This window comes from Bartonella capreoli (genome assembly GCF_902813205.1).
GTDB lineage: Bacteria > Pseudomonadota > Alphaproteobacteria > Rhizobiales > Rhizobiaceae > Bartonella > Bartonella schoenbuchensis.
Window position 1 is genome coordinate 1 of sequence record NZ_CADDZX010000101.1, and the last position, 614, is coordinate 614.

1 protein-coding gene is annotated in these 614 nt (G+C 41.4%); it reads left to right on the forward strand.

Going from position 1 to position 614, the window contains the following annotated elements; genetic code table 11:
• Positions 1–614, forward strand: a 614-nt coding sequence (locus J7R05_RS07535; RefSeq protein ID WP_208541799.1) for an aldehyde dehydrogenase family protein, incomplete at both ends; no start/stop codon positions are given.

A 614-nucleotide genomic window follows, 5' to 3' on the forward strand; every position in this document is an offset into this window, starting at 1 on the left:
AAACGAGTTAGTCTAGAACTTGGAGGCAAAGGAGCTAACATCATCTTTGCTGATGCCGATACGGGTGCTATTCAACGTGGTGTACGACACTGCTTTTATAATAGTGGACAAAGCTGTAATGCACCAACACGTATGATTGTGGAACAAAACATCTATAACGAAGCTATTAAAACAGCCAAAGATATTGCTGAAAAAACAAAAGTGGGGCCAAGCCACCAAGCAGGAAATCATATTGGTCCGGTAGTTTCAAAACAACAATACAACAAAATTCAGAATCTCATCCAATCTGGAATTGATGAAGGTGCAACTCTTGTTGCAGGTGGAACTGGTTTACCAATAGGGATGGAGTGCGGTTACTATGTTCGCCCAACAGTCTTTGCCGATGTGAAACCTAGTATGCGTATTTTTCGAGAAGAAATCTTTGGTCCAGCTCTTTCAATTCTTTCCTTTAATACAGAAGATGAAGCAGTAGCTCTTGCCAATGATACCGAATATGGTCTTACAAACTATATACAATCACAAGATCGCAACAAATGTCGTCGTATCGCAGCCCAACTACGGTCCGGTATGGTACAAATTAACGGACATGGGTTGCCTAGTGGGAGTTATTTTGG